The 19579-nt window shown below is 43.6% G+C and carries 21 protein-coding genes; 8 read left to right on the forward strand and 13 right to left on the reverse strand.

The window, feature by feature from the left end:
- Positions 1-99: 99 nt before the first annotated feature.
- Positions 100-774: a RadC family protein gene (radC, locus tag CCS02_RS10145; protein ID WP_072838848.1), complete on the reverse strand. Its 675-nt coding sequence runs from the start codon at positions 772-774 to the stop codon at positions 100-102.
- A 136-nt stretch (positions 775-910) separates the two neighbouring features.
- Between radC and coaBC the strand changes: the two genes are divergently transcribed.
- The 4 genes from coaBC (at position 911) to slmA (ending at position 4532) form a co-directional block, all read left to right on the forward strand.
- Entirely contained in the window at positions 911-2134 is a 1224-nt protein-coding gene (coaBC, locus tag CCS02_RS10150; RefSeq protein WP_100636486.1) for a bifunctional phosphopantothenoylcysteine decarboxylase/phosphopantothenate--cysteine ligase CoaBC, read from the forward strand.
- Positions 2135-2171: 37 nt separating this feature from the next.
- Complete coding sequence (gene dut / locus CCS02_RS10155) at positions 2172-2630, forward strand: dUTP diphosphatase (RefSeq protein ID WP_011978451.1); 459 nt, start codon at positions 2172-2174, stop codon at positions 2628-2630.
- A 322-nt stretch (positions 2631-2952) separates the two neighbouring features.
- On the forward strand, positions 2953-3861 hold the full coding sequence (gene argB / locus CCS02_RS10160; protein ID WP_072838846.1) for an acetylglutamate kinase: 909 nt from the start codon (positions 2953-2955) through the stop codon (positions 3859-3861).
- A 77-nt stretch (positions 3862-3938) separates the two neighbouring features.
- Entirely contained in the window at positions 3939-4532 is a 594-nt protein-coding gene (gene slmA, locus CCS02_RS10165; protein ID WP_011978449.1) for a nucleoid occlusion factor SlmA, read from the forward strand.
- Between the two features lie 40 nt (positions 4533-4572).
- On the opposite strand, the gene pyrE is transcribed toward slmA, so the two are convergent.
- The gene (gene pyrE / locus CCS02_RS10170) at positions 4573-5220 is read right to left on the reverse strand and encodes an orotate phosphoribosyltransferase (RefSeq protein WP_011978448.1); all 648 of its coding nucleotides are present in this window, start codon (positions 5218-5220) and stop codon (positions 4573-4575) included.
- A 119-nt stretch (positions 5221-5339) separates the two neighbouring features.
- On the opposite strand from pyrE, the gene CCS02_RS10175 reads away from it, so the two are divergent.
- Positions 5340-6116, forward strand: coding sequence for an exodeoxyribonuclease III (locus tag CCS02_RS10175; RefSeq protein ID WP_072838845.1), 777 nt, complete (start codon positions 5340-5342; stop codon positions 6114-6116).
- Positions 6117-6273: 157 nt separating this feature from the next.
- Here the strand turns inward: CCS02_RS10175 and CCS02_RS10180 are convergent, their stop codons facing one another.
- On the reverse strand, positions 6274-7194 hold the full coding sequence (locus CCS02_RS10180; RefSeq protein WP_100186540.1) for a D-hexose-6-phosphate mutarotase: 921 nt from the start codon (positions 7192-7194) through the stop codon (positions 6274-6276).
- Between the two features lie 225 nt (positions 7195-7419).
- Between CCS02_RS10180 and CCS02_RS10185 the strand changes: the two genes are divergently transcribed.
- The gene (locus CCS02_RS10185) at positions 7420-7926 is read left to right on the forward strand and encodes an ATP-dependent zinc protease family protein (protein ID WP_100636487.1); all 507 of its coding nucleotides are present in this window, start codon (positions 7420-7422) and stop codon (positions 7924-7926) included.
- An 84-nt stretch (positions 7927-8010) separates the two neighbouring features.
- On the opposite strand, the gene CCS02_RS10190 is transcribed toward CCS02_RS10185, so the two are convergent.
- From CCS02_RS10190 to CCS02_RS10200, 3 genes are all read right to left on the reverse strand, one after another.
- A complete protein-coding gene (locus CCS02_RS10190; protein WP_100636488.1) occupies positions 8011-8496 on the reverse strand; it encodes a PAS domain-containing protein in 486 nt (161 codons plus the stop codon).
- Complete coding sequence (locus CCS02_RS10195) at positions 8493-9515, reverse strand: response regulator (RefSeq protein ID WP_198515357.1); 1023 nt, start codon at positions 9513-9515, stop codon at positions 8493-8495. The genes CCS02_RS10190 and CCS02_RS10195 overlap by 4 nt, the downstream gene beginning before the upstream one ends.
- Before the next feature lie 168 nt (positions 9516-9683).
- Positions 9684-10868, reverse strand: coding sequence for a GAK system CofD-like protein (locus CCS02_RS10200; RefSeq protein ID WP_100186536.1), 1185 nt, complete (start codon positions 10866-10868; stop codon positions 9684-9686).
- Between the two features lie 173 nt (positions 10869-11041).
- Between CCS02_RS10200 and CCS02_RS10205 the strand changes: the two genes are divergently transcribed.
- Positions 11042-11809, forward strand: coding sequence for an IclR family transcriptional regulator (locus CCS02_RS10205; RefSeq protein ID WP_072838839.1), 768 nt, complete (start codon positions 11042-11044; stop codon positions 11807-11809).
- A 37-nt stretch (positions 11810-11846) separates the two neighbouring features.
- Positions 11847-12770, forward strand: a complete 924-nt coding sequence (locus CCS02_RS10210; protein WP_100636490.1) for a DUF808 domain-containing protein — start codon at positions 11847-11849, stop codon at positions 12768-12770.
- A gap of 23 nt (positions 12771-12793) precedes the next feature.
- Here CCS02_RS10210 and CCS02_RS10215 read toward each other — a convergent pair whose 3' ends face one another.
- The 7 genes from CCS02_RS10215 to ugpB form a co-directional block, all read right to left on the reverse strand.
- Positions 12794-13642: an HAD family hydrolase gene (locus CCS02_RS10215; protein ID WP_100636491.1), complete on the reverse strand. Its 849-nt coding sequence runs from the start codon at positions 13640-13642 to the stop codon at positions 12794-12796.
- 7 nt (positions 13643-13649) lie between these two features.
- Entirely contained in the window at positions 13650-14408 is a 759-nt protein-coding gene (locus CCS02_RS10220) for a DeoR/GlpR family DNA-binding transcription regulator (protein WP_100636492.1), read from the reverse strand.
- 50 nt (positions 14409-14458) lie between these two features.
- Positions 14459-15232 carry a glycerophosphoryl diester phosphodiesterase gene (locus CCS02_RS10225; protein ID WP_100636493.1) on the reverse strand — a complete coding sequence of 258 codons (774 nt, stop codon included), beginning with the start codon at positions 15230-15232 and terminating at the stop codon, positions 14459-14461.
- A 7-nt stretch (positions 15233-15239) separates the two neighbouring features.
- Positions 15240-16307 (reverse strand): sn-glycerol-3-phosphate ABC transporter ATP-binding protein UgpC, encoded by a 1068-nt coding sequence (gene ugpC, locus CCS02_RS10230; protein WP_100636494.1) that lies wholly within the window; start codon positions 16305-16307, stop codon positions 15240-15242.
- Positions 16308-16309: 2 nt separating this feature from the next.
- Positions 16310-17158 (reverse strand): sn-glycerol-3-phosphate ABC transporter permease UgpE, encoded by an 849-nt coding sequence (gene ugpE / locus CCS02_RS10235; protein ID WP_100186530.1) that lies wholly within the window; start codon positions 17156-17158, stop codon positions 16310-16312.
- The gene (gene ugpA / locus CCS02_RS10240) at positions 17155-18033 is read right to left on the reverse strand and encodes a sn-glycerol-3-phosphate ABC transporter permease UgpA (protein ID WP_011978434.1); all 879 of its coding nucleotides are present in this window, start codon (positions 18031-18033) and stop codon (positions 17155-17157) included. Before ugpA ends, ugpE begins: the two co-directional genes overlap by 4 nt.
- A gap of 135 nt (positions 18034-18168) precedes the next feature.
- Positions 18169-19470 (reverse strand): sn-glycerol-3-phosphate ABC transporter substrate-binding protein UgpB, encoded by a 1302-nt coding sequence (ugpB, locus tag CCS02_RS10245; protein WP_100636495.1) that lies wholly within the window; start codon positions 19468-19470, stop codon positions 18169-18171.
- Positions 19471-19579 lie beyond the last annotated feature (109 nt).

Here is a 19579-nt window from a genome sequence, read left to right on the forward strand (position 1 = left end):
TATATAAAGTAATCAAATAGGAACTTTAAACGAAATTGTAAAATTAAATAACATACAAACTACTTCTCATTTTTCTATCATCAGACTTAAAAGCAGTACCTACACCAATCCCCTCTCCGCTAACGACACAGGCGAGCCATCACCGACGACAAAGTGATCGAGCAATCGCACATCAACGAGGTCTAGCGCACGTTTAATTTTATCGGTAATACTGATATCAGCCTGACTGGGTTCTGCGATACCGCTTGGATGGTTATGAGCCAGAATGACCGCGGCGGCGTTATATTGCAGCGCGGCTTTAACAACTTCACGCGGATATACTGCCGCGGCATCAATGGTTCCCATAAAGAGTTCTTGATAACGAATCAATCGGTGTTGGGTATCTAAGAAAAGCACCGCGAAAACTTCTCGTGGAGAATGACGCAGTTGGGAAGAAAGGTAGGTTCGAACATGTTCCGCACTAGCGAACACGGTTTCGCGCATCAGCTGTTCTTGTAAATGACGCTTGGACATCTCAAGTACAGCTTGTAGCTGGGTATATTTAGCATCACCAAGGCCAAAGCCTTGGCAAAACTCTTCTCGACTGGCCGACATTAACGAACGCAACCCACCAAACTGAGTAAGTAGTTGTCGAGCAAGTTCTACCGCACTGATACCTTGCGTTCCAGTACGAAGAAAAATAGCCAAAAGCTCAGAGTCACTTAACGCGCCAGCGCCTTGCTGGATTAACTTCTCGCGCGGCCTTTCTTGCTCAGGCCAATGTTTAATACTCATGATCTACTCCTTGATACATGATAATCTTGCTCTTATTTAGACAAACAAATATAGCGGCGGCGTATATATAACCGCAAAAGGCTTCCTGCCTTATTTGTTAACCTTATCTATCACAGATCGAATTGAGAAGTTTTTTATGTCAAATCTCGCTCAAAAACGCATTCTATTAGGCATTACTGGTGGCATCGCAGCCTATAAAAGCATCGAGTTAATTCGTTTGTTAACTAAGGCTGGCGCAGAGGTGCAAGTCGTTTTAACAGAAGGCGCAAAGGCTTTTGTCACGGAAATGACCCTACAAGCGATTTCTGGCCATCCAGTACGCAGTACCTTATTAGACCCAAATGCCGAAGCTGGAATGGGACATATAGAACTGGCGAAATGGGCGGACTTAATTGTAATAGCACCCGCTTCTGCTGACTTCATGGCTCGTTATGCTCAAGGCATGGCAAACGACTTATTAAGCACCCTATGTTTAGCCACCGAATCCCCTGTTTTGCTTGCTCCTGCGATGAACCAAGCCATGTGGCGTCATCCTGCAACACAAGCCAATGCAAAACTACTGGCCGAACGAGGCGTATTAAACATCGGACCTGCTGATGGTGCTCAAGCTTGCGGTGACATTGGGCCTGGGCGCATGAGCGAGCCGAGTGATATTTTCAATGCAGTCATCACGCATTTCCAAGGTTCATCGATCAAACAAGATTTGGCGGGACAACATTGGGTGATTACTGCAGGCCCAACGATGGAAGCCATCGATCCAGTTCGCTTCATCAGCAATCACAGTTCTGGAAAAATGGGGTATGCTCTCGCATCTGCTGCGATTGCTCGTGGCGCAAGGGTCACATTAATAAGTGGCCCAGTGCAAATAGCAACTCCTGCTGGTGCAAACATCATCGCTGTAAAAAGTGCCGATGACATGCTGGCGGCTTGTGAGCGAAGCATGAACACACAAGCCGATGTGTTCATTGGTGCCGCTGCGGTTGCAGACTTTAAAATGAAAGCCGCTAGCGACCAGAAGATGAAAAAGCAATCCGATACAGATGAAATCACCCTGACATTAGTAAAAAATCCAGACATCATCGCGACACTTGCTCAACAAAAACGCGCAAAAACCATGGTTGGCTTTGCGGCTGAAACACAGAATGTGATCGAATACGCGAAAAGCAAACTGGAACGAAAAGGTCTGGATATTATCATCGCCAATGACGTTTCTCGTGCCGACATTGGCTTCAATCAAGATGAAAACCAAGTCACTGTTATTACTCAAGACAAAACTTGGTCTCCAGATAAAGCTGCAAAAAGCGAGCTAGCAAATCAACTCGTTGAATTTATTCAACAACATATTAAGTCCTCGTCTTAACACCCATCATGAATTAAGAAAAAAAGAGAAGATAACCATGAAACAAGCTATTCAATTAAAAATCCTTAGCGACAAAATCGGCAAAGAGATTCCGCTGCCAACCTACGCAACTGAGGGTTCTGCTGGTTTAGATTTACGCGCTTGCCTTGATCAAGCGATTGATCTTGCTCCGGGTGAAACGACACTACTACCAACTGGTTTGTCTATTTATATCCAAGACCCAAATCTGGCTGCGACAATTTTGCCACGCTCTGGATTAGGTCATAAACATGGTATCGTTTTGGGTAACTTGGTTGGTTTAATCGACTCGGATTACCAAGGCGAGCTAATGGTTTCCTGTTGGAATCGCGGTAATACGACATTCACTATCGAACCAGGTGAGCGTGTTGCGCAATTAGTTCTACTACCTGTCGTTCAAGCTGAATTTAATATTGTTACTGAATTCGAAAGTACTGAACGTGGCGAAGGCGGCTTTGGCCACACAGGCACAAAATAAGCAAAAAACACACGAAAAGAGTGAGATTAATTCACCCTTTTCGTGTTCGTCACCACATTCATTCACTCATCTTTCTTCACACAAACGAAATTAACTTTCATAAGTCCAAACTTCGTAAGTTTCATACAAATTTCTATAGTTAATCCTTCAAGATCACGCTATTATTTCAAACCTAAGTGGTTGCTTACACTCGTTGTCAGCCTTGGCTGTCACCGTTTTGCCATACTTAGTGAGTATATTTTGTCGTTGATAGAACAATACGCCTATCGAGTTTGTATATTTTTTTGTGCGACCCATTTTTGTTTACAGGAGTACGTAATCCGTGGCTTTTTCTCGTGAGTCTGCTTTAGATGTTGCTAAGGTTTTAAGCGAATCGCTTCCTTACATTCAACGCTTTGCTGGTAAAACGCTGGTTATTAAATACGGCGGCAATGCCATGACAGATGAAAACCTACAAGCAGGTTTTGCGCGAGATATCGTTTTAATGAAAGCCATTGGTATTAACCCTATCGTGGTTCACGGTGGCGGCCCACAAATTGGTGAAATGCTTGCTAAACTGAACATCGAATCAAAATTCATCAATGGCATGCGAGTAACCGATACCGCAACCATGGATGTAGTTGAGATGGTACTAGGCGGTCAAGTAAACAAAGAAATCGTTAACTTAATTTGTGAAGCTGGCGGTAAAGCCATCGGCATCACAGGTAAAGACAGCCGCTTCATTAAAGCGAAGAAGCTTTTTGTGAAACACCAAGCGGAAGGTATGACAGCACCAGAACAAGTGGATATTGGCCACGTTGGCGAAGTCGCCAGTGTCGACACCAGCTTCTTAAAGTTCTTTGAAAACAGCGACCTGATTCCAGTTATTGCACCAATTGGTGTGGATGACGAGGGCAACTCTTATAACATCAATGCGGATCTTGTTGCCGGTAAAGTAGCCGAAGCGGTTGGCGCAGAAAAGCTTATGCTACTGACCAATATTTCAGGCGTACAGGACAAACAAGGCAATGTGTTAACTGGATTGAGCACAGCGCAAGTCGATGCCTTGATTGCTGACGGCACGATTTATGGCGGCATGTTACCTAAGATCAGCTGCGCGCTATCAGCAGTTAATGCTGGCGTAACAAGTGCTCATATTATTGATGGACGAGTTCCACATGCGACTTTATTGGAAATATTCACCGACACTGGCGTTGGTACACTAATATCAAACACCAAAGTTGGCGAATAAGATTTTTCGCTTTTGTTGATACTATCACTTAACGATACTAGCAATTAACAACACTGGTTAGAAACTGGACACGAAAAATGAGCAACAAGAAAAACGATCGTCGCACACAGATATTGCAAGCGCTCGCTCAAATGCTAGAAAGCAGCCCAGGAGCACGTATCACTACGGCCGCTTTAGCAAAGCAAGTTGGTGTGTCAGAAGCGGCGTTGTATCGTCATTTTCCCAGTAAAGCTAAGATGTTTGAAGGTTTGATCGAGTTTATTGAGGAAAGTCTCTTCACGCGCATCAACCGTATCGTACAAGAAGAAAGTAACGTGATTGCTCGAATAGAGATGATAGTCACACTAGTACTAGGATTTGCTGAACAAAACCCTGGTATGTGTCGTTTGCTAACAGCCGATGCGTTAGCAGGCGAAACTGAGCGTTTACGCGTTCGTATTACCCAAGTATTTGATCGCATTGAAACCCAGCTAAAACAAGTTATTCGTGAAGCAGACTTGAAACAAGGTTTACGACCTGCGATGGGCGTTGCGCCTTGTGCAAATTTCCTGATAGCTATTATCGAAGGAAAAATACGCCATTACGTTCGTAGTGAGTTCAAAGTTAAGCCAATGGAAATTTGGCCCGAACAATGGACAGTATTGGCACAGAACTTGATGCTAAATCGCTAAGGCTTGAGAAAAACCTCAAACCTTAGTATTTGTATTAGCATTAAATGCCGTATTGAAGGCGATATGCTTTAACGGCATCAAGATGTTTAGCAAATTCAGGAGAATCCTGTTCTGCCAAATACGTCATGATGTCATTTAAAGATACGATACTAATAACAGGCATACCGAAGTCACGTTCGACTTCTTGGATAGCAGACAATTCACCTTGGCCTCGTTCTTGACGATCCAAGGCGATAAGAACACCAGCCGGAAGGGCATTGGCTTGTTGAATAATAGCCATCACTTCTCGAATGGCAGTTCCTGCAGTAATAACGTCATCGATAATCATGACGTTACCAGCTAACGGAGCACCGACTAGAGAACCGCCTTCACCGTGAGTTTTTGCTTCTTTACGGTTGAAAACGTATGGTGTGTCTACATTATGATGATCATAGAGAGCAACAGCTGTGGTCGTTGCCAATGGAATGCCTTTATAGGCAGGGCCAAATAGAACATCAAATGGAACATTTGCTTCCATTAATGAGGTTGCGTAAAAGCGCCCTAATTTAGCTAATGCTTGCCCAGAACTAAATAGGCCTGCATTAAAAAAGTAAGGACTTACGCGACCTGATTTAAGCGTAAATTCGCCAAAGCGCAGCACGTTTTGTTCAATAGCGAATTCGATAAAGTCTCTTTGGTAAGGTTTCATGCCAACTCCAGAAAGATAATAAATAGTACACAACAAAGCGCCGCCAAGAACGAGCGAAGCCATGCCAACATTGGATAGGCGCTAATATAACACACGGCTAGGAATTGTAGGGACCAGAAATGAAGGTCATCAGCCTTAATGTAAACGGTATAAGACAAGCAGCAGAACGCGGCTTTTTTGAATGGATGGTTCGTCAGGACCCAGATGTTGTGTGTCTGCAAGACATACAGGCAGATGAACGCACACTAAATGACAGTGTGTTTTTCCCACCTGGGTATAACACATACTTCTTTGACTCGATGGAAAATCCAGAGCAAGCAGGTGTGGCTATCTATTGCAAAACCATGCCTAAAGCCATTATGACTGGCATGGGATTCCCTGAATGCGACTTTGAAGGTCGTTTTATTCAAGCGGATTTCGATAAAGTCAGCATTGGAGCTTTCTTGACACCTCACGGTTCAAACCACGAGGAAACGCTGCAAGAACATAAGTATCGTTTTATGGAAGGTTTTAAAAACCATCTCATTAAAACTCGTCGCAAGCGTCGTGAATTTATTTTCTGCGGTACAGCCAATGTTGCTCGTTCACCGATCGATGTGAGCAGCTGGTTCGTCAATCAACGTAACTCTGGCTTTTTACCAGAAGAACGTAAGTGGATAAATGAAATTTTCAATGAGCTGGAATACATCGACGCTTTCCGCCAAGTAAACAAGCAAGACAAGCAATATACTTGGTGGCCAGATTATGAACGTGCATGGAAATTAGATGAAGGTGGTCGTTTAGATTACCAAATCACCACTCCAGGCATCAAAAATCTGATCCAAGGCGGCACGATTTATAAAGGCCAACGATTTTCAGATCACGCGCCATTAATCATGGAATATAATATTGATTAAGCGCTGCATCAATTCCAATGAAAGAGCACAGTTTTTTCATTGGAATTGAAAATCAAAAACTAAAAAGCCCGCTAGGTGTGACTTTTAATATTTAAACAGTCAACACCAGCGGGCTTTTTTTTATGTATTAAACTGTCTATGGAGTCTTTGTAGAAAGTTATTCGTCCACCAGAGACTTGCTCTTCACTTTTAACTTAAGCTGATGAATTCCACCGACTGGAATGCTATAAGCATCGCTAAGCGCGTTACCAGCCTCGACACAGACGAAACGACGATAGTCATCATCTTCCATATCAGTGCGCTGCTTAGCAATTTCTGCACCTGGGTTCCACAACACAGTACTGTTACTACCTTCTGTGCTAATCACCAATCTTCTTTGCAACCCAGCATCTAGGATTTCACATTTTTCTGGAGCAGAAGTATACACCCTGTCCATGTGATCACATGGTGTCACTGCACCTTGTTGCAACTTCTGACTGCTATTATCAAACTTATCGACATAACTTACTTGATCTAAGCCATGCACTTCAGCCGTTTGGTTATCTGAAACATTAAAATAGGTGTGCAAAGCTTCGCTAATTAGCATCGGCTTATCGGATAGATTCGCCGCCGAGAAATTCACTCGAAAACCCTTATTAGAGAAACGAAAGACTTGTCGTAACTCAAAGGCAAATGGCCACATCTCTTCGATCAAAGGATGATCTTCTGAAGCCAAACGAATGACGATTTTCACATCACCATTTTTAAAACGCCCTGCCTCAATGAATTCCCAGCGAAAATAACGAGCAAGACCGTGTGCAGGGAAATCCGCATGCGTCTCATTAGCACCAAACCAAGGCCAACAAACAGGAACACCAAAGTGGCGACGCCCAAAACGGCCTTCACCACCAGGATTTGTCGATTGAAATAACAGATCCTCTTGACCCGCAGGAATGAAGCTTTCCAAATGCCCGCCCCATAAGGCAATGACCGCACTAAAGCCTGGTTGCTCAATGACGATCTCGTCGCACTTTCTTAAGCTTGCTGGGCGTATTTCACCACCCAATTCTTCCAACTCTTGCATCAGTCGGCCATTCATCAACAACTCCATTAAAGTAATTTCGTACGCCCATATTAACTTTAGATGCCATGATTACAATAGTTTGAGCTTATACTGACAATATAACAAAACGGATAACCTTGTTGTGTATCAATAAAGACTTAACCTGATCGCACTTTTACGCTATAAAACACAGCAACTTAGGGCACGTTTTCATTATCGTTAACGTATGCTGCTTTCATTTTAAAAGGTGTCATATTTTTTATGAATCAACAGAACGAACCCAAAATGGTCATTGGCTGCGACGAATGGTGCGCATTTCCTTCCCTTAATATCCCAGCGATTAAAGCACGAGTAGATTCGGGCGCAAAAACGTCATCAATGCATGCAATCAATATCGTACGTTTTTCTCGTGATGGTGAGAGCTGGGTAAGCTTTGAAGTTCACCCTTTACAAAAAAATCGTAAAGTAACCGTGCATTGCGAAGCACAGCTTGTTGATCAAAGAGTCATTAAAAGCTCTAGCGGAGACAAAGAAAGCCGCCCAGTCATTCGCATACCCCTTTCTCTTGGCGGTATCTCATGGGAAGCAGAAGTCACGCTAACCAATCGTGACAGCATGGGCTACAGAATGTTACTTGGGCGGGAAGCAATGAATGGACGCGTTCTCATCGACCCTGAGGGCCTATGCCTACAGGGTGACAGGCAGGAAGAAAACTTGGTAGAGCTCTATAAAATCCCGGCGAAAAAAACTGCAAAGAAGAAACAGTAAAAAATCGCCTTCCTTATTTCCACCGAATACACAAAAGGAAGGCACTTTTCCTATTTAGAGAACGCTGCTTATATTTAGAAAGAGCTATTTAGATAGAGCTTGACTCAAACGTCGTAATTTCTGGTTAGCGGAAGATAACGCCATTTTATTGGTTGCAATATCAGTCACATCATAGACGACCAAGCAAATATTCTTGATTGATCCATCTGGACTCGATATCGGGCGTATTGCCACATTCTGATACATTTTATCCGCAATTCCAGTAATTGGGCGATAGCTCTTAAATGGAAATAAGTAAGGTCGCTGCTCCCACGATATAAAAATCGGTGTTTTCAAACCAAAAACATTATCTAACTTCTGGTGTAACCACCCCGTATCTAATTCTGGATAAAGAGTGAGTAGAGATTGCTGCTTCGCTATCGATGAACTAATACCGCTATGGTTTTCCATAAAATTATTCCATAGCTGCACCCGATATTTCGAATCCAAGACCACAAGCCCGACATCGATATGATGAAGCATATCGAACATCCAGTGAAGATCTGCCATTCCTTCTGCTTCATTACTCATTCGTCTTCCTCAACCAAAAAGGACAATAAATTTTCTAGTGTCGGCACAGAATCCTCGGTGAAAAGCATAATTAAGTCACAACTAATTTGATAGTTTTCCACTTCATAAACAATTTCAACCGCTAACGTTCTTTTCCACGTAGCTTTCTTTTCGTTAATCAAGTCTGCAATTTTAACGTGTTGACCCAGTAATAACGGATGACTATGACTAAAATCGATATTAAGCTGCTTGCCAATGGCGGACATAAAAGGGCCCACCAAAACAGAAGACACATCCATCAAGAGCTCTGTTTCTAACTCTCTAGTAATGGTGTCCGTTACGCCTAAAAGTTTCGCCATATCAGGGAAACTGGAATCACTAAAAATAAGCAGTGTTTCAAATGCAATACCAGAACCAACAAAACCTTGTGAAACCGCTGAACAGCTGTCATCTTTAACACTGTAATCAAGTGCCATTTGCAGTTCGCCAACCTCCAAAATATTAACTCTCGGAACCGGCAATTTAATAAATACATTCAGCATCTCTGCTAAAACACTAGCAGCACGCCCCATGGCAATATTCGAAATTTCTTGCAAGCATTCGTTAAGCGTAAACTGCTCTGCAGCTGTAGGCTGATCGACAACAACCTTATTTTGCTTATCATCATTATCAGTTGAAAAAAGTCCCAAAGAAATTAGTAAGCTACGTAGTTCTTCTGCGGATGCTGGCTTTTTATGAAAGGCAATTGCTCCCATATCCTTTACCCGCTGAATGGCCTTTGGTTGAACATCACCAGACACAACGATGACAGCAGGTGACGGATTAAAAGACCGCAAGACTTCAAGGGTTTCATAGCCGTCTTTCACCGGCATATTTAAATCTAAGAATAAAATATCAAAAGCAGAAGACGATAATATATCCAGTGCTTCTTGACCGTCTTCAGCAAACTCGACTTCGACATCCCAGTCTATCGGTAATATTCTTGCTAATTGCTTACGCGCAATTTTTGAATCGTCACAAATCAGTACTCGTGTACTCATTACCACTCTCTTTTTGATCAGTACCATATACTACATACTATGACACTTAAGACCTTGTTTTTAAAAACACAAAAATGTTACGTCACGTAACCAGAATTAATCCAAACCGCATTTAATTATCTTATTTAAAGATAGCACAAACTTTTTTTGTCACTTAAGTCTGTGAATTTAAACAAAAGACAACAAAGCTCTAGCAACTAAACGCTCATCGTACTTATGCTGCTTTTCAGTAATCAATGGCGTTCTTATAACAACAACATTTAGACCATTCAATAATTGGCTGTCTAGCTCGCCATAATTATATGAATCATCAAGTAACAGATAATCCAATGCTGAGTACAAACCAGTAACCTCTGTATCGGCCATAACCGTAGAAACTAAACGTTTTACTCGCTCCATTAATGACAAGCCATGTTGCTCTGGGTCAGTACCCAAATTGGGCAAATACACTTTAGGGTTAGGGTTTTGGCAAATCGATCTACCAACACCCTCGGGCAAAAGATTGGCAAGTAAACTGCTATAAAAGCTACCTGGTGGATAACAAATCAAGTCAGCACTTTCGATGGCGTCTTTACGATCATCCGCGATATGACAATTCGTCGGCACAATATTACGTAAACCTTTGTTTAACCACATTCGCTTTATCGGGCTAGACAGTTCATCAGTTTCTTTTCCCGTAATCCTATGCTGCCCTAAGACAATTTCGCCGCTATCAAGTTCGACACCCAAATGCAAGCTAGCATCCAGTGTCGTTTTCACTTCGCCTAAAGCTTTAACTAATCGCGAAAACAAAAAAACGATCGGATCCAACTGCTGCTGATTATTTAAATATCCACCAGCCATTATCAGATTACCAATACTGGCACCGCGCAAATCAAAATCAGCATGAATACGTGCTTGAGTCACCGCTAAATGCGTTTGAATCAAGGCTTTCATCGGGTTAGGAATACACTCAATTAACGGATGCTCACCCAACACCAACAGCTGCAACTGCTCTCTTAATGCTAACGCTTCCGCTTGCTGAGGAAGACGATGCGTAAATAAATCATATACTTCTGGCTGACCCATTACGGTTTCATCTGCTAACGCCATTAAGCGACTGCGCAAATCTCCGACCGCAGGAATATCAAATTCAGCACGCAATCGTGCAGAACTGCCACCCGAATCAAAAGGTGTCACTAAGTGTACTGAATGATGAGTGTATTCTTTAAACACTCGACTAATTTTATTCAAAGCCGAGCCACCACTAAAAAACAATACCTTTGGGCCTTGCTCAGGCAAGCTCTGATAACGATGAACACGGACGAGATCAGGCATAATCATACGACGCCAAATACGCATAGAGCTTGTCATACAAATCCTCATCTATATAAAACCAAAATAGAAACAACGTTATAATAGCAAATCAAAAAACAAAGCGTTGTGACAATATATTTAAATGGGTGAGTATTATCTTCCCATCCTACAGGGTGCTAAAATGTCTAATGAGAAATAAACAATAGCACGTATTACCAACAGGAAACGTCATGGAAACCAAAACCTCGGGGTCATCACTTAGCAAAGCGTTAAACATGCTCAACCATGTTTGCACGTCTCCGGTACCCTTACGTTTTGCTGAATTAGTTGATCTTTCAGAACTCCCTAAAGCTACCGCTCATCGGCAATTAAACACCTTACTCGAACATGGTCTAGTCCGCTTCGACGAACACAAACAAGCCTATTATCCAGGGTATGGATTACTTGCTCTTGCTCATCGCACTTGGGCTAATTTAGATATTCGAGATATTGCCGCTGAGCCGATGCGAGACTTATGGTCAAGCACACAAGAAACCATTCACCTTGCTGTCCTAGATGGCTCTGATGTGATTTATATTGATAAGCTAGAAAGCCCAAAAAGTCTGCGGCTGTACTCTGCAGTTGGCAAAAAAGGTCCTGTCTATTGCACAGGTGTTGGTAAAGCCATGCTAGCTTTTTTACCAGACGATAAACAACAAGCAGTCATCGACACTCAAGCATTTTTTCGCCACACAGAACATACATTGACCTCTTCTGAAGCCCTAAAAGCCAATCTAGAACTTATTCGAACAACGGGTATTTCTCTCGACTTAGAAGAACATGAAATAGGTATAAAGTGTGCAGCGGCACCGATTTTCAATTCACGCAATGAAGCCGTGGCAGCCATTAGTGTGACAGCTCCCGCTTTTCGTACCAACGATGACGTTTATGAAGAAATGAAAGTACAAGTCAAACAAGCAGCAGATACCATTTCAAAACGATTAGGCGCCTGCGAATAAGTAATAAAGACACTTTATTTTCACAGGGAAAACGATCATGGCAATGACAGGCTTACTAGCACTTCTTGATGACATCACTACATTGCTGGACGATGTTGCTGTTTTCTCCAAAGTCGCGGCCAAAAAAACCGCCGGCGTACTAGGTGATGATCTTGCGTTAAACGCCGAACAAGTTTCAGGTGTCAAAGCAGATCGTGAATTGCCTGTCGTCTGGGCGGTGGCCAAAGGCTCCTTTCTTAACAAACTAATTCTTGTGCCGTTAGCGCTAGCCATCAGCGCGTTTATACCTTGGCTGATTCAGCCTTTATTAATGGCCGGCGGCTTGTATCTGTGTTTTGAAGGCGTGGAAAAAGTCCTTCACACTTTTAAAGACAACCATGAAGAAAAAGAAACACTAAGAAAAAACGTCAAGCAAGCGAACTCAGCGAAAGAGCTATTAGCCCTAGAAAAAAGCAAAGTGAAAGGCGCTATTCGTACCGATTTCGTTTTATCGGCCGAGATTATCGTTATTGCCCTTGGCACTGTGGCGGGACAAAGCTTATTAACACAAGCCATTGTCGTTAGCCTGATCGCCGTTATTGTCACCGTCGGTGTATATTTCTTGGTTGGGTTAATCGTGCGTCTTGATGATATTGGCTTACACCTAAACCAATCAAACACAGTATTCGTCAAACAACTTGGTTTAGTCATATTGAAAGGCGCGCCAATGCTGATCCGCCTTTTGACCATCGTCGGCACCATTGCTATGTTCTTAGTTGGCGGCGGTATTTTTGTTCATGGCTTGCCAACTTTGCACCATCTTGCTGACATGGCAGTGTCTGGTGAAATCGCCCAAATCCCACTTGTTACAGGCTTAATAAACACAGGCATTAGCTTCTCAGTTGGCTTAATTCTAGGTGGCGTTGCCGTTGGCATTGCTTCACTTTTCAATAAGATAAAAGATAACAAGAAAAAAACCTAAGAAACCACACGACAAGCAATAATTTAAGCTTGTCGTGCAGAAAGAATAAACTCAGCTAGTTCGGCAAAACCCAAGCCGCCCGGTTGCGTCGTCTGATAACGAGGATGGTGACTCATAATCGACAAGTGCTCGGCGATATTTGCCACACCGACACTCAGTGGAAAACGCGCAAACATACTTTCATCGTTAGGCGCATCACCAACGTAGAGCACTTGCTCTTGCTGCTGCGCTTCACTCAAGCCATATACATCGCCTAACACGCGCTGCGCCATGGAAAACTTATCGTAACCTTGCGAACACACATTAATGTGTATCGAACTAGCCTTAGCGTTTAAACCCATAGCAATCAGAGCTGCCAAACAAGCCTCTTTGTCGGCTACTGCAGCGGGTTTAACGTCTTGAGCGTAATCAATTGCCACGTCAGTGAGTCGATAAGCTTGGTCTCTTGCCAAACGTAAACGCGGGAATTGGGTTAGAACCTGATTCACCTGAGTCAATATGTGCGCTTGCTCTGCACGCATTTCTGACTCATCACGCCAGAAAGAGTACGTCAGATGACGGTCTGCAGTTCTACCAATAAAACATGCGCCACCTTCTGTAATCACCCCATCAACAGGAAGTGCTCTGGCAATCATATCAGACCAACCAGCACAACCGCCCGTTACTGGAATCACCTTAATGCCATTCGCCTCCAGTTGCGCCAGAGCCCGTAATGTTTCAACAGGTAGCTGACCTTCCCATGTCAGCGTGTCATCAAAGTCGGTTAAGATAAAACGCAAACCTTGACATGCACTTTTATCTATAGAGGAAAGTTCTAAAGCAGAAAGCTCTAAACCAGAAGAGCCTAACGAAGAAGAAACAGATATCGACATATTCGTCCTAAGAACAGAGTTGAATTTGAACACCATGAGAGGTGAGTAAATGGGTTTGCGATTCGGTTAGCACATCACTAAAAAGCCAATCTATCGCCGAAAAAGGCTGTACCCGCGCCATTGCTTTGCGTCCCCACTTATGTTGATCGGCGACCAACAAACTGTGACGACTTTGTTCAACCAACACTCGACTTACCGCCGCTTCCTCAGGGTCAAAATCCAATATCCCTTGATCTTCATCCATGCCTCCACAGCCTAATACGCCGTAGTCGAAATAGTATTGGCGCAATCCAGATAAGGTCTCTTCACCGACTAAATCATGATGACGATGGCGTAATTTTCCTGCCAGCACACGCACTCGAACATCAGGGTAATCACCCAAGATGCTCGCCACGGTTAAGTTGTTGGTAAAGACTTGCAAATTATTATGCGACACCAAAGCTTTCGCCACGTATTCGACCGTTGTACCGATACCTAAAAACACCGAGGCGCCGTCAGGAATAATCTGTGCAACCTGAGCAGCAATTGCTTCTTTCGCATCACTGTTCAAAAATTGACGATGATCAAAAGGCAAATTTTCCGTACTAGAAACCGGAGCAATACCGCCATGAGTACGACGAACAAGATGACGCTCAGCAAGCTGATTAATGTCTTTACGAATGGTCTGTGATGACACGTTAAAACGTGCCACCATGTCTTCCACCAATAACGCGTCTTCTTGTTGCACCCAGTTTAATATCTGGTTTTGTCGCTCATTCAAACCCACAAAATAGCCCTAGTGAAATTATTAAAAAAACAGCTCAGCCACAGAAAAGGCTAAGCCGATAAAAAAGCAAACTTCGTTGGGTCATCGGTAATTACCGCATCCATTCCCCATTCCCAATGCGCTTCCACTTTTTTAGGATCATTAGCGGTATAACACAGCAATTTATATCCAGCCGCTTTTACCGCTCGCGCCTGAGTTTCGGTCAATCGTGAGTAATCACAATTCAAGCTATAGGCTCTAATAGATGCAAGCTGCTCTTGCCAGTCATCAGGGATGTATTCATACAAAGGAGCAAGATGTCGCTGGGCATCAATCTCATAACAAAGTTCTAACGCCGCTAAGTTAAAACTAGAAATCATCAACTTATTGTTGTCTTCCCAGTGATCACGCAACATCGCCATGACCGCAGGCACAATATTTTCCACGTCTGCGCTATCGTGTTTAATCTCAAGGTTCAAACCAAGGCCCAACGATTGAATACATTCCAGTGCGTCCAATAGAGTTGGCACTTTCTCTCCTGCGAATTTTTCTGAGAACCAAGCACCAGCATCCAATTCAGCCACTTCAGTAGGACGAGCATCGCGAGTTAAGCCAGTCCCATTGGTGCAGCGATCCAGTGTGTCATCATGAAAAATAACCAGACCACCTTCGGCAATTAAATACACATCAATTTCTACCCAAGTCGCGCCGACTTCGGCTGCCGCTCGAATAGACGCCAAGGTATTTTCTGGCGCCAATAATGCAGCACCACGATGCCCCATTACTTTGGTATTTAGTACCTTATCTTTAACAATATAACCTGTTGAAACACTGCCGTTTTCCATATCGACCTCACAATCGTTGTTGAGTTTTTGCGTCAAATAAGTGCCAATGCGACACTGGCGCCGTTAACCACATAAGGCTATTCACCTCCGGTAAATGTGGCCCTGATAAACGTACCACCATCGGCTCGCCATTACCTAATTCAGTCTCTATTTTGCCGTGAATTAGAGTCTCTGCTCCCAAGGATTCTACTGCCAGTATACGCAAAGCGAAATCGGCGTTATGCTCATCGCTCACTTCTAAATGCTCGGGACGAATCCCCCAAACAATACCCCCTCGATGTTGATGAGAAAGCGGCAACGTTAAGGCTTCAGAGATTTTAATACCTTGCTCTGTAAGATTTGCATTGATCAAGTTCATCGACGGCGAGCCAATAAACGCTGCGACAAAAGGTGTTGCAGGTTTATTGTATAAATCCATTGGCGTACCAATTTGCTCTGCCTTCCCTTTGTTTAACACCACCAAGCGATCCGCCAAGGTCATGGCTTCCACCTGATCGTGGGTAACATACAAGGTCGTAGTGCCTAACTTGCGCTGTAACTGACGAATCTCGACGCGCATCTGCACTCGCAACTTAGCATCTAGGTTAGACAAGGGTTCATCAAATAAAAACACTTTCGGATCTCGAACCATAGCGCGCCCCATGGCAACACGCTGACGCTGACCACCGGATAATTGACGCGGTTTACGCTGTAGCAATTCAGTTAAACCCAACATAGTCGCCACATCAGTGACTTTTTCTTCAATAAGATTTTTTGCCATTCCGCGGTTTTTCAAGCCATAGGCCATGTTGTCGTACACAGACATATGCGGGTACAAGGCGTAATTCTGAAACACCATGGCGATGTCACGTTCAGCAGGTTCTTTTTCATTCATGCGCTCGCCACGAATGCGTAGCTCGCCAGTCGAAATGCTTTCTAACCCCGCCACCATGCGTAACAAGGTAGATTTGCCACAGCCTGATGGACCAACTAAAACAATAAACTCACCTTCTTCAATCGATAAATCTACGCTTGGAATCGCGTGATAACCATTAGGATAGGTCTTACCAACTTTTTCTAAAATAACGTCCGTCATTACTACTTCTCCGAATCCACTAAGCCTTTAACAAACAGCTTCTGCATGCCAATCACCACCGCAACCGGTGGCAACATCGCTAATAAGGTGGTTGCCATAATTTGGTTCCATGCGATATCACCATCGGTCACCGACAACATGCGCTTTATACTCATTACCAAGGTGTAATAAGCGTCGTCTGTGGTGATCAACAAAGGCCATAGATATTGATTCCAACCGTAAATAAACAAGATCACAAACAAGGCCGCGATATTGGTTCTAGACAGCGGCAACAAAATGTCAAAAAAGAAACGCCACGGCCCAGCACCATCCATTCGAGCGGCTTCCACCAGCTCGCCCGGAATACTTAAAAAGCACTGACGAAACAAGAAAGTCGCCGTCGCACTGGCAATCAGTGGCAAGGTTAACCCCGTGTAGCTGTTAAGCAGATCCAGATTCGCCACCACCTCGTAAGTAGGTACAATTCGTACCTCAACAGGCAGCATTAAGGTCATGAAAATGACCCAAAAACACAGGTTACGAAACGGGAAGCGAAAGAACACAATCGCATAAGCCGACAACAACGAAATGGCGATTTTGCCGAAGGTAATCCCCAGCGCCATGATCAAAGAGTTCAGCATCATAAACCAGACTGGCGTATCCACGCCGTTACCGGCTTTTTCAAACAATACAGTGCCCCAAGTTTCCGCACCAGCATCGCCGAACCACAAAGGAATATGCCCAGCACCAAAAGCTGATGCAGGATGAGTCGATGCCACCAGCGCCATCCAAACAGGCAACGCCACTAAAGCAATACCCGTTAATAACGTTGCATGACTAGCAAAGGTTAACCAAGGTCGATTTTCGATCATGAGTACTGCACCTTACGCTCAATAAAACGAAACTGAATGACCGTCATCAAACCGACAATCGCCATTAGCACAACAGATTGCGCCGCAGATCCACCAAGATCTAAGCCGACAAAACCGTCATTAAACACTTTATAAACCAAGGTAGTCGTACTTTGACCAGGACCACCTTTGGTGGTCGCATCGATCACCCCGAAGGTTTCGAAGAAGGCATACACAAGATTCACCACTAACAAGAAAAACGTTGTTGGCGACAATAAAGGAAAGACAATTGTCCAAAAGCGCTTGAAGGGACTCGCTCCATCAATCGCCGCCGCTTCAATAAGCGAACGTGGCACGGCTTGTAAACCAGCGAGGAAGAATAAAAAGTTGTAGCTAATTTGCTTCCAAGTAGAAGCTATCACCACCAATATCATGGCTTGGTTACCATTAAGGTAATGGTTCCAATCGACACCAGCAGACTTCAACCATAGGGCAATCGGCCCCATGCTCGGATCAAATAAAATCCACCACAATACACCAGCTAAAGCAGGCGCAACGGCATACGGCCAGATTAATAATGTCTGATACGCCAGTTTGCCGCGGATCACTCGATCCGCCATCACGGCCAACAACAGCGCCAAAGACATACCCACAATGGCAACAGAAAAACTGAATACCAAAGTAGTTAACATAGACTGGTAATACAAAGGATCAGTAAATAAGGCTGCAAAGTTTTCTAAGCCAATAAATTCACGACTCAAACCGAATGCGTCTTCTTGGTAAAACGCTTGTTCTAAAGCTTGCTCAGCAGGCCAAAGAAAGAAAATCGCCGTCACCAACAACTGTGGTAATAACAACAGCCAAGGCAGGCCTTTTTGGGGGAAGGTAACCGTCATCGGACAATCCAAAAAAAGAGAACGACAAATTAAAAAAGAAAAACAATTTAAGTAAGACCTTTGTACGAAGTCGCAAGTAAAGGTCTCTATAAAAAAACGCCCTTATGCGTTAAAACATAAGGGCGTAGATTTTATTTAATCGTTCGCTTTTTCGAATTTACGAAGCTGCGCATTACCACGCTCAACCGCTGTATTCAGTGCAGTTTGCGCGTCTACATCACCACTCCATACAGACTCTAGTGCTTCGTCGATAACACCACGAATCTGCACAAAGTTACCCAAACGCAAACCTTTGGTGTTTGCCGTTGGTGTGCCCGTTGTCATTTGAGTAACACCCGTTTCTGTACCAGGATTCGCCTTGTAGAAACCTTGCTCTTTCGTCAAATCGTATGCCGCTTTAGTAATTGGCAAGTAACCAGAAAATTGGTGCCAATCCGCTTGCACAGAAGCTTTCGACAAGTAACTTAGGAAAGAAGCTACACCTTTGTACTCTTCTTTAGAATGGCCTTGCAACACCCATAAAGATGCACCACCGATAATAGTGTTAGAAGGCTGTTTTACCTTACCTTCCCAATAAGGAAGCTCGGCAACACCGAAATCGAATTTCGCATTACGCTTAATACCTGCATAACCTGCAGAAGACTCGGTAAACATGGCGCATTCTTGGCTATAAAATTTAGCCGCACCGTCATTGGTGCGGCCAGAATAGCTAAAAATACCGCTCTTCTGCCACTCGCCCATTTTCTGTACGTGAGCAACTTGCAATGGCCCATTAAATTTCAATTCTGTTTTCAAACCACCAAAGCCGTTATCCAAAGAAGCAAATGGCACATTGTGACGAGCACTTAGGTTTTCCAATTGAATCCAAGACTGCCAAGCCGTTGTGAAACCGCAAGTCACGCCAGACGCCAGCAATTTATTAGAAACACTTTCTACATCTTGCCATGTTTTTGGCGCTTGGCTAATACCCGCTTTTTTGAACAAATCTTTGTTGTAATACAGTACTGGAGTAGAACTGTTGAAAGGCATAGAAAGCATTTGACCATCGCTGTTCGAGTAATAACCCGTAACTGCACTCAAGTAAGCACTTTCATCAAACGCCTGACCTGAATCTTTCATCAGTTTATATACTGGATAGATAGCGCCTTTTGCCGCCATCATACTGGCGGTACCCACTTCAAAGACTTGAACGATAGCCGGTTGCTGTTTCGCACGAAACGCGGCAATAGCTGACGTCATTGTCTCGGTATAATTACCTTTATAAACTGGTTTCACTTCATAAGCGTCTTGAGAGTCATTAAACGCTTTGGCGATTTCATTTACTTTTTCGCCATTTGCACCACCCATTGCATGCCACCATTCTATTTCTGTGGCGGCAAAGCCTGAACTCGCAATAGATAAACCAACAACAACTGACGCTAACTTCAAATTATGCATTTCCGTGTTCCTCACAATGAGTTTTTATTAGAAAAGAAAGAACGACTATAGAAAGAAAATGTTTCACTTTGATGATAGTTAGGTTTCATTTGAAATACAATTACAATTC

It is taken from the genome of Marinomonas sp. ef1, assembly GCF_002806845.1.
Classification (GTDB): domain Bacteria; phylum Pseudomonadota; class Gammaproteobacteria; order Pseudomonadales; family Marinomonadaceae; genus Marinomonas; species Marinomonas polaris.

What these genes read in the sequence shown, in the direction of transcription:
- radC (WP_072838848.1), bottom strand. Translation starts at nt 774, where the DNA reads ATGAGTATTAAACATTGGCCTGAGCAAGAAAGGCCGCGCGAGAAGTTA.
- coaBC (WP_100636486.1), top strand. Translation starts at nt 911, where the DNA reads ATGTCAAATCTCGCTCAAAAACGCATTCTATTAGGCATTACTGGTGGC.
- dut (WP_011978451.1), top strand. Translation starts at nt 2,172, where the DNA reads ATGAAACAAGCTATTCAATTAAAAATCCTTAGCGACAAAATCGGCAAA.
- slmA (WP_011978449.1), top strand. Translation starts at nt 3,939, where the DNA reads ATGAGCAACAAGAAAAACGATCGTCGCACACAGATATTGCAAGCGCTC.
- pyrE (WP_011978448.1), bottom strand. Translation starts at nt 5,220, where the DNA reads ATGAAACCTTACCAAAGAGACTTTATCGAATTCGCTATTGAACAAAAC.
- CCS02_RS10175 (WP_072838845.1), top strand. Translation starts at nt 5,340, where the DNA reads ATGAAGGTCATCAGCCTTAATGTAAACGGTATAAGACAAGCAGCAGAA.
- CCS02_RS10180 (WP_100186540.1), bottom strand. Translation starts at nt 7,194, where the DNA reads ATGAATGGCCGACTGATGCAAGAGTTGGAAGAATTGGGTGGTGAAATA.
- CCS02_RS10185 (WP_100636487.1), top strand. Translation starts at nt 7,420, where the DNA reads ATGAATCAACAGAACGAACCCAAAATGGTCATTGGCTGCGACGAATGG.
- CCS02_RS10190 (WP_100636488.1), bottom strand. Translation starts at nt 8,496, where the DNA reads ATGAGTAATGAAGCAGAAGGAATGGCAGATCTTCACTGGATGTTCGAT.
- CCS02_RS10195 (WP_198515357.1), bottom strand. Translation starts at nt 9,515, where the DNA reads ATGAGTACACGAGTACTGATTTGTGACGATTCAAAAATTGCGCGTAAG.
- CCS02_RS10200 (WP_100186536.1), bottom strand. Translation starts at nt 10,868, where the DNA reads ATGACAAGCTCTATGCGTATTTGGCGTCGTATGATTATGCCTGATCTC.
- CCS02_RS10205 (WP_072838839.1), top strand. Translation starts at nt 11,042, where the DNA reads ATGGAAACCAAAACCTCGGGGTCATCACTTAGCAAAGCGTTAAACATG.
- CCS02_RS10210 (WP_100636490.1), top strand. Translation starts at nt 11,847, where the DNA reads ATGGCAATGACAGGCTTACTAGCACTTCTTGATGACATCACTACATTG.
- CCS02_RS10215 (WP_100636491.1), bottom strand. Translation starts at nt 13,642, where the DNA reads ATGTCGATATCTGTTTCTTCTTCGTTAGGCTCTTCTGGTTTAGAGCTT.
- CCS02_RS10225 (WP_100636493.1), bottom strand. Translation starts at nt 15,232, where the DNA reads ATGGAAAACGGCAGTGTTTCAACAGGTTATATTGTTAAAGATAAGGTA.
- ugpC (WP_100636494.1), bottom strand. Translation starts at nt 16,307, where the DNA reads ATGACGGACGTTATTTTAGAAAAAGTTGGTAAGACCTATCCTAATGGT.
- ugpE (WP_100186530.1), bottom strand. Translation starts at nt 17,158, where the DNA reads ATGATCGAAAATCGACCTTGGTTAACCTTTGCTAGTCATGCAACGTTA.
- ugpA (WP_011978434.1), bottom strand. Translation starts at nt 18,033, where the DNA reads ATGACGGTTACCTTCCCCCAAAAAGGCCTGCCTTGGCTGTTGTTATTA.
- ugpB (WP_100636495.1), bottom strand. Translation starts at nt 19,470, where the DNA reads ATGCATAATTTGAAGTTAGCGTCAGTTGTTGTTGGTTTATCTATTGCG.